Origin of the sequence: Roseibium sp., assembly GCF_025698965.1 — a bacterium.
In the GTDB taxonomy this organism is placed as follows: Bacteria; Pseudomonadota; Alphaproteobacteria; order Rhizobiales; family Stappiaceae; genus Roseibium.
This window is the reverse complement of sequence record NZ_JAILWL010000285.1, coordinates 1-8,416: the sequence shown is the minus strand read 5'-3', so window position 1 is coordinate 8,416 and position 8,416 is coordinate 1. Positions and strand designations below refer to the sequence as shown.

At 54.8% G+C, this 8,416-nt stretch carries 8 protein-coding genes; 5 read left to right on the top strand and 3 right to left on the bottom strand.

Annotation, left to right across the window (positions count from 1 at the left end; all coding sequences use genetic code 11):
• Positions 1–1,144: aminotransferase class I/II-fold pyridoxal phosphate-dependent enzyme (locus tag K5905_RS20845; protein WP_297587242.1), on the top strand; the 1,144-nt coding region annotated here is incomplete at its 5' end.
• Positions 1,145–2,366: 1,222 nt separating this feature from the next.
• Here the strand turns inward: K5905_RS20845 and K5905_RS20840 are convergent.
• Together K5905_RS20840 and K5905_RS20835 are read right to left on the bottom strand one after the other, a co-directional pair.
• A complete protein-coding gene (locus K5905_RS20840; RefSeq protein ID WP_297587240.1) occupies positions 2,367–3,035 on the bottom strand; it encodes a class I SAM-dependent methyltransferase in 669 nt (222 codons plus the stop codon).
• Positions 3,016–3,495, bottom strand: a complete 480-nt coding sequence (locus tag K5905_RS20835; RefSeq protein WP_297587238.1) for a MarR family transcriptional regulator — start codon at positions 3,493–3,495, stop codon at positions 3,016–3,018. Before K5905_RS20835 ends, K5905_RS20840 begins: the two co-directional genes overlap by 20 nt.
• Before the next feature lie 188 nt (positions 3,496–3,683).
• On the opposite strand from K5905_RS20835, the gene purL reads away from it, so the two are divergent.
• The 4 genes from purL to K5905_RS20815 all read left to right on the top strand — a co-directional run bounded on the left by purL (position 3,684) and on the right by K5905_RS20815 (position 7,340).
• Positions 3,684–5,882, top strand: a complete 2,199-nt coding sequence (purL, locus tag K5905_RS20830) for a phosphoribosylformylglycinamidine synthase subunit PurL (RefSeq protein WP_297587236.1) — start codon at positions 3,684–3,686, stop codon at positions 5,880–5,882.
• 44 nt (positions 5,883–5,926) lie between these two features.
• Positions 5,927–6,160, top strand: coding sequence for a BolA family protein (locus K5905_RS20825; protein ID WP_152501097.1), 234 nt, complete (start codon positions 5,927–5,929; stop codon positions 6,158–6,160).
• Positions 6,161–6,398: 238 nt separating this feature from the next.
• Complete coding sequence (gene grxD, locus K5905_RS20820; protein WP_297587231.1) at positions 6,399–6,734, top strand: Grx4 family monothiol glutaredoxin; 336 nt, start codon at positions 6,399–6,401, stop codon at positions 6,732–6,734.
• A 324-nt stretch (positions 6,735–7,058) separates the two neighbouring features.
• Positions 7,059–7,340, top strand: a complete 282-nt coding sequence (locus K5905_RS20815) for an antitermination protein (RefSeq protein WP_297587229.1) — start codon at positions 7,059–7,061, stop codon at positions 7,338–7,340.
• Positions 7,341–7,372: 32 nt separating this feature from the next.
• Here K5905_RS20815 and K5905_RS20810 read toward each other — a convergent pair.
• Positions 7,373–8,416: adenylate/guanylate cyclase domain-containing protein (locus tag K5905_RS20810; protein WP_297587227.1), on the bottom strand; the 1,044-nt coding region annotated here is incomplete at its 5' end.

The following is an 8,416-nucleotide window of genomic DNA, read 5'->3' as shown; positions in this document are numbered from 1 at the left end:
CAAGGACATTGCCTTTGCCGGCACCCGAATATCCGTGCCGGCGCCGGAAGCCATTCGTTTCGACAGCACCTCGGCACCGGAAATCGGACAGGCGGACGCAATCCGCGACCTGACCACCGCAATCACGCGCGACGCGCCTTATGAAATAGCAAGCTACACCCGGTCGGTCCCGAAAATCTGGCGCGAGGCCGGCCGGAAATGGCTGTCACGTGCAGGCTGGGAGCCTTCCGAAGGCAGCATTGTTCCGACAACCGGTGCTCAAGCAGCCATAATGGCGGTGATCGCAGCAACCACCGCAACGGGTGACCAGATTGCCTTTGAGGATCTTACCTACAGCTCCATAGCACGCGGCGCATCGCTGTCGGGTCGCAGACCCGTTCAGATAGCCAGCGACGAACAGGGTCATCTGCCCGAGGATCTTGCGCGTGTCTGCGCGCAAAAACACCCCAAGGTGCTGTTTGTCATGCCGACCATGCACAACCCGACAACGCGAACCATGGGGACCACCCGCCGCGAACAGCTTGTCGAGGTTGCACGCCAATACAATCTCTGGATCATTGAAGACGAAGTCTATGGCTCACTGCGGGACACCGATATTCCGCCATTTGCTGCCCTGGCGCCGGAACGAACCTTCCATGTGGGCTCGCTTTCCAAGGCGGTTACAGCCGGGGTCCGCGGCGGTTGGGTGTCCAGCCCGGTCTCGCATGCTCAACGGATCTATACCGCCCACAAGATGCTGACGGGAGGCATTTCCTATCTGCTCTCGGAACTCTCTGCCCGCCTCGTCCTGTCGGGTGCGGCAGATGCTATCCGGGAAAAAGTCTGCAACGAGGTCGCTGCTCGCCACGCGCTCGTTCTGCAGTACCTGAACGGTTTCGACATGGTTTCAGCGCCAGATGCTCCGTTTCTCTGGCTGAAAGTGCCTGAGCCCTGGCTGTCGGGCACCTTCAAGGCAGCGGCAAACACCTCGAACGTGCTGATCGACGATGAAGACGAATTCAAGTCAGGCCGATCCGGCAAGGTTTATCATCGCGTGCGCGTCGGCGTCACCAATCCCCTCACCCGCGAAGAAACGGCAAAAGGACTTCAAATTCTGCGCAATCTTCTGGAGGACAACGGCGCCTGCTACGACAGTTTCGAATAGATCTTGAGCTTCAATCTTAACGTTAAAATTAAGAAACTGTTTACTTACGCCAAGTCATCCTGTTTCTAGACGGTGTTGCCAACCAGCTATTTTAAGTGCTTCAGGAGCCGCCCGGGAACCGGTTCCTGAAGCAAGTTTTCAGCAAATATCGGATGTCAACTCTCCTTCTTGGGACATTTTACCCTGGCAAAGGCACCAAGGTCGGTCGCCAGTCTGCAACCCCCCTTCCCGTTTCACGCGATCTACAGATCCGATCAATTGATTTTGTCGAGCTTGTTAATGTGCCCTGAAGCTCACTCTTGAGCCATACACGGCACAGGTTCTAGTTAAATCAAACAATTGCCAAACATTACTTTTTACTTCGAAATAATTCTTCCAGCACAACTGTGATACCCATCACTCAATTTATACGGGTCGACCCCAATATGAATGGCGCGGTAAGCCGGAGGAAAAGTCCTATGTTTGGAACTTGTTATTCCATCGCGGCCCTGCCAATCATCCTGGTGGTGATTATCGTCATTGTTGTGGCTCTCACTCTTTAAGTGAAAGTCAAAGATATCAGGCACTTAGTGCCATATTTTTGAAACCATATTTTGATGACGGACTACCGGGTGATTTGGGTCCGCAGCGTACTGACACAAGCGATCGGGCACATCAAGCCAGGCGAATTTCTGCTCCTTGAAAGCAGTACAACCGGTGACGAGGTCACCACTTAAAACTGAGGTGTCGGGGGGCACCTCACTTCCTCTTTTCTTCGTAAAAATCCGAATTCAACTATTGGAACGAGTCCAAAATGACTCTTCACAAAAATTCTAACGCAAAGTTATGCATATTTTTACTTAGATCGAATGATAATTTACTTTTACTTCTAAAATAAATCATATCGCACATTTGTGATTCACATCACGCGCAATTTACGTAACGGCCACCACATAAAACACGTCGAACCCCGAAAGGATGGACCCATGTTGGGAACTTTTTATTCAATCATCGCCCTTCCGACCATCGCCCTGGCAATCGTCGCAATCGCTGCCGCCGCCACTTGATTTGAAGTCAGCCCATCAAGGCTGACGCGCCTATCCGACTGAAGCAACACAAAGAGGGCGACTGGCACAGAACACCACGTCCACGCATGACCACTTCCTTCTACAAGACAAGTTCAACACAAAGTCGTCGCCGCGCGACGGCAGATGATCAGAACCGCTCCCCGTCGTTTATGATCTCAACGAACACCAAGTGCGCAAAACGCCGGCATATTGCCGAAACTTCTTTCTCTCACATCGACATCGCGAAATCCCGCCTGGCAGAGGTCTTCGGCAAATTGCCCGATCCAATTCCTGCCTTCCTCCGCACTCGCGCACAGGCCACGCGGCTGAAACGTTGTTGCGAGCAGGCCATCCGGTTTCAGACGATCCAGGATCTGCTCCAAAGACTGCCGACGGTTGTCAACGAATTGCATCACATTGCAGCTGAAGACAGCATTGTAGAGATGCCTCGACGGCAAATCCTTCACTTCACCTTGAACCAACACAAGGCGCCCCGACTTCCGAGCCGCGACATGCCGCCTACCCGCCTTGGCGATCATCAATGCCGAATGATCAAGCCCGGTTACACAAGTCCCGCGCGCAGCTTCCAGAACCGCTTCGAGACCAATACCTGGACCGCAGCCAATTTCCAAAACATCCGCGCCTGCCTGCAATGACAGCAATTCGACCGTCCAGCGGTTCCGTTCGATATTGGACGCGCGATTGGCCATGATCCAACCGGCCAGTGCGCCCAACAGGCCGCGAGGTCGTTTGAATTGATCAACAATCAAAGAGGTCGAAGGCGTTTGTTTTGAAACGCGCTCTTCCCGTTTCTGATCCAAACCGTCACTGAGTTTCTGTTGCATTGCTTTTGAACCTCAGACGTTTCAATCGATGCTGAAAATCGGCAAGCGCATTGCATGCAATTCTCAATGCGTCTGACGAAAACTCACTTGCGAGCGGGCCCAAAATTTCATTCTCCTCAGTCAGAATCGCTTGATAGGTGCTTGCACCCCGCTCTGTCATCGTGATTAGCACCGAGCGCTTATGCTCCGGATTTGAAACCGTTGCGACAAGCCCGAGTGCAGACAATCGGTCAACCAGTGCCTGGATCGACTGCCGTTTCATCGACTTGGCTTTTGCCATCTGAGGAACCGTGCTTGAACCATTGTCAGCGATATATTCCAATATCGCTCTCAAGGACGCCGTCAGCCCACGCTGCTCCAGCATTGCATCGGAAATCCCCGCCAGAAGCCGGAAGGTTCCGCGAACCTCTCCGATCAGCCTCCTCACATCAGCACTGCTTGTTTCACGCTCAGTGGTCATAAAATGCCTCACAATTTGACAGCTTAACTGTCATATACGAATTGACAGGCAAACTGTCAATACAAAGAACATCCACAAAGTTTTCAACACACTCTCCCCATTTCGCGGACAATCTGTTAAACGGCGGCATCATTGCCTGCCCGCGCCTGCGCGGACCGACCACAGCGGCCCCAAAAAACTGGAACGACATGATCCCGAACGACATCAAGATCACGCCTGACCTGATTGCTTCCCACGGTCTGAAACCGGATGAATATGAGCGCATTCTGGAATTGATCGGCCGGGAGCCGACATTTACCGAGCTCGGCATCTTTTCGGCCATGTGGAACGAACATTGCTCCTACAAATCTTCGAAGTTGTGGCTGAAAACGCTGCCAACCGAGGGACCACGCGTTCTTCAGGGGCCGGGTGAAAATGCCGGTGTCGTCGATATCGGCGATGGCCAGGCGGTTGTCTTCAAGATGGAAAGCCACAACCACCCGTCCTACATCGAACCCTATCAGGGTGCCGCAACCGGTGTCGGTGGTATTCTTCGCGATGTTTTCACCATGGGCGCCCGCCCGGTAGCCGCGATGAATGCATTGCGTTTCGGTGAGCCTGACCATCCGCGAACCCGGCATCTGGTTTCCGGTGTTGTCTCCGGTGTCGGCGGCTATGGCAATTCCTTCGGTGTTCCGACTGTTGGCGGAGAAGTCGAATTTCACGCACGTTATAACGGCAATTGCCTGGTCAATGCATTTGCCGCTGGCCTTGCAAAGTCGGATGCCATCTTCCTGTCCGAAGCAAAGGGCGTTGGCCTGCCGGTTGTCTATCTCGGTGCAAAGACGGGTCGTGACGGCGTCGGCGGTGCCACAATGGCCTCTGCCGAATTCGACGACACGATTGAGGAAAAACGTCCGACCGTACAGGTCGGTGACCCGTTCACTGAAAAATGTCTGCTGGAAGCCTGCCTTGAATTGATGGAGACCGGTGCGGTCATCGCCATTCAGGACATGGGCGCTGCAGGCTTGACCTGTTCCGCTGTTGAAATGGGCGCAAAGGGCGATCTCGGGATCGAACTGGATCTGGACAAGGTGCCGGTGCGCGAAGAGCGGATGAGCGCTTATGAAATGATGCTCTCGGAAAGCCAGGAGCGGATGCTGATGGTGCTCCGCCCGGAAAAGGAACACGAAGCCGAAGCCATTTTCAGGAAATGGGGCCTGGATTTCGCTATTGTCGGCGTGACCACGGACACCTTGCGTTTCGTCGTCAAACATCAGGGCGACGTGGTTGCCGATCTGCCGATCAAGAAGCTTGGCGACGAGGCACCGGAATATGACCGCCCCTGGGTAGAACCGAAAAAGCTGGACATTCTGCTGGCCTCCGAAGTCGAGGAACCGGCAGACTATGCTGAAGCACTGAAAACACTTGTCGGCAGCGCCAACGGCTCATCCCGCCGCTGGGTCTATGAGCAATATGACACGTTGATCCAGGGCAACACAGCGGCAACGCCGGGTGGTGATGCTGGTGTTATCCGGGTCGAAGGCACCCGCAAGGGCCTCACCTTCTCCGTCGACGTGACGCCGCGCTACTGCGAGGCCGATCCGTTTGAAGGCGGAAAGCAGGCAGTTGCAGAAGTCTGGCGCAATCTGACAGCAGTCGGTTCCGAACCGCTGGCAGCGACCGACAATCTCAATTTCGGCAACCCGGAAAAACCGGAAATCATGGGTCAGTTCGTCGGTTGCATCAAAGGCATAGGCGAGGCCTGTCGCGAACTCGACTTCCCGATCGTTTCAGGCAACGTCTCGCTTTACAATGAAACGCACGGCGAAGCGATCCTTCCGACACCGGCCATCGGTGGCGTCGGTCTGTTGCCGGACGTCACAATCCGCGCCGGTGCCGCTTTCGCTCAGGAAGGCGACGTCATTCTGCTTATCGGTGGCCATGGCACGCATTTGGGAGCCACTCAGTATCTTGCAGAAGTTCTCGGCCGCGAAGAGGGTGCTCCGCCCCCGGTTGACCTGGCTGCCGAAAAACGCCGCGGCACCATAGTCCGCCAGTTGATTGGTGCAGCCCGGCTGACGGCTGTCCACGACATTTCGTCCGGCGGTCTCGGTGTCACCTTGGCCGAAATGGCAATGTCGGGCGGCATTGGCGCGACAGTCAAGGTCGACGGCCCGGCACATGCTGCCCTCTTCGGCGAAGACCAGGGACGCTACGTTCTGACCGTCGCCACGAACCGAGTGGACGCCGTTGTGGAAGACATTCTGGACGCAGGAATTGACGTTCAACAAATCGGCACGACGGGCGGTGAAAATTTGACTGTTGAGGGCATCCTCACCATATCCGTTGCAAACTTGAAAAAAGCGCACGAAGATTGGTTCCCGAAATATATGGCAACCGCATAAGACGGTTTGCTCTCAGGAACTTAATAACGAAGGATGGACGTACCATGCCGATGAACGCAAACGAGATCGAAACCCTGATCAAAGAGGCACTGCCCGATGCTCAGGTGGAGATCCGGGATTTGGCTGGAGACGGCGATCACTATGCGGCAAATGTTGTCTCCGAATCGTTTCGGGGCAAGAGCCGCGTACAGCAGCACCAGTTGGTCTATGAGGCACTGAAAGGCAACATGGGTGGCGCACTGCATGCCCTTGCCCTTCAGACCAAGGCTCCGGATTAAACGACGGACTGAATTGACAGATTGCCGCGCCTGATCAGCGCGGACTTGATTCTCGCGGCTGTCTTCGCCAGATAGGCGCACTGGTTGAATGGAGAAATACAGTGTTGTGGCTTCTCTTGATCCCCGTCCTCCTGATCACTCTCGTGATGGAGTTTCGCGTGTGGAGAGCCGTAACGAAACTGGTTTATCGCACCGGCAGCAGCTTGTTCGCGCCGGCGAAGCACAAGGACGAACGCACATGAGCATCCAGGACTGGATTAAGAACGAAGTCGACAGCAACGACGTTGTGCTGTTCATGAAAGGCACACCGAATTTTCCGCAATGTGGCTTTTCTGGACAGGTTGTACAGATTCTCGACTATGTCGGCGCCTCGTATAAGGGCATCAATGTCCTGGAAGACGATGAGCTGCGCAATGGCATCAAGGAATTCACCAACTGGCCAACCATCCCACAGCTCTACGTGAAGGGCGAGTTCGTCGGCGGTTGCGATATCATCCGTGAGATGTTCCAGAACCAGGAACTGCAAGGCCTTCTTACCGAAAAAGGCATCGAGACGACCCAGCAGTCCGCCTGAGGATGACACATCTTCTGAAAGTTTAGCGATTTGGGGCGGTTTTCCGCCCCTTTTTGCTGTGCGCGGTTCTTCAACAGCACTCCGGCTTGCCGCGCGACCTCAAGCGCAGAGGCTGACCCAACCTCCTCAGTCCCGATTTCTACCGATATTTTCAGGGGCAAAATCCGCCCCAATTGAGCCTCAATTCGGCAAAAAACACCGAATCACATAACATGAACGCCAGGTGAATGCGGATTTCAGAGTGAGTACAGGTGTGTTCCGCCATTCTCCGTCCATATCGCAAGGCCCCAAAAAGGAATGGGCCGGGAAATGGGATCGGGGACTATGAACAAGTTTGCAGTTGTAACCAGCTCTACTTTCGCACTGGCATTTGTCGGTTTGGCTCTCTCTTTGTCGAGCGGCCCGAAAACCGATCACGACCTGCGCCGCGTTGAGTGCGAAGCAATCACCATGTTCACCCCCGCCGATAACAAAAGCGCCGAAGACCTTTGCGCCAACTATGGTGGCGTGGCGCAAAACGGTTCTGAACCGAGCAAGGAAGGCCTTGTCATTCTTGTGCGGAACCAGCCGATGGGCGGTTTTATCGGTGGCAACACGGTGCGCTGAACTATCAGATATATTCTCGACGAAGCCGTGCCTTAATCCGGATTTGGCACTATGGCGCAGGCTGTGACCGGCTCGGCAACATTATGCAGTGCAACAACCCCAAGCTCTTGTGCCGGATGACCTGACGCCTGCACGACATCATCCGTGGCAACGATCTCGTGGCCGGTCACCTTGCCATGATCTCCCAACCGGGCGGCGATGTTTGCAGCGCTGCCGATCACGGTGAAATCCAGACGTTCCTTGGACCCGACATTGCCGTAGGTGACGTCACCATAGGCAATTCCGATGGCGCAGGACATGGACATCCCGGCTTCACCCTCTACCGGCTCTTTCAGCATGCGGACAATTTCCGCAGCACTTGCGACCGCTTGCCGGCAGGCATGATCGTGACCGGCACTTGCCGGAAAAATAGCGAGAATGGCATCGCCGATGAATTTCAACACTTCCCCATCATGGGCATTGACGACATCTGCTGTCGTCTCGAAAAAACGGTTCAGCAACGCAACATAGGTTTCTCGGCCGAGCTCGCCCTCAAGCCGGGTTGAATGGCGAAGATCACAGAAGAGGATTGCAGCGTCGATGACATCTCCGTCACCTCGCCGTATTTCACCTCCCAGGACGCGCGCACCGGTGCGCTTGCCCAAATAGGTCTCCAGCAATGACGTTGCATTGGACGTCAGTGCAAAGACTTCAAAAAGGCGACTGATCAGTGCTGAACATTCAAATATCAGGCCGAGATTGGCCGTGGTGAAGCCTTTGGGATGGTCGGAGGCGAGCGTCATGACGTTGATCCGTCCGTCGGAAAATGGCAACGGCATCGCCACATAGTCGGTCACGCCCTTCTGCCTGAGATCCTCCATGATCGGAAAATTGAACTCGTCCGGATTTGTATCCAGCTTCTGACGGACACCTCCGAGACCGTCGGCGACATGCTGCAACGGACTGAGCCGGAAGGCGGGGCTCTCCAGATTTTCGTAGGAAGGCGAAAAACTTTTGACTTCGTCTTCGTCCCTGTTCCAGATGTAAAGTCGTCCGGCAATCATCGGATGCAGCGACCAGATCAGGATACTGATCCG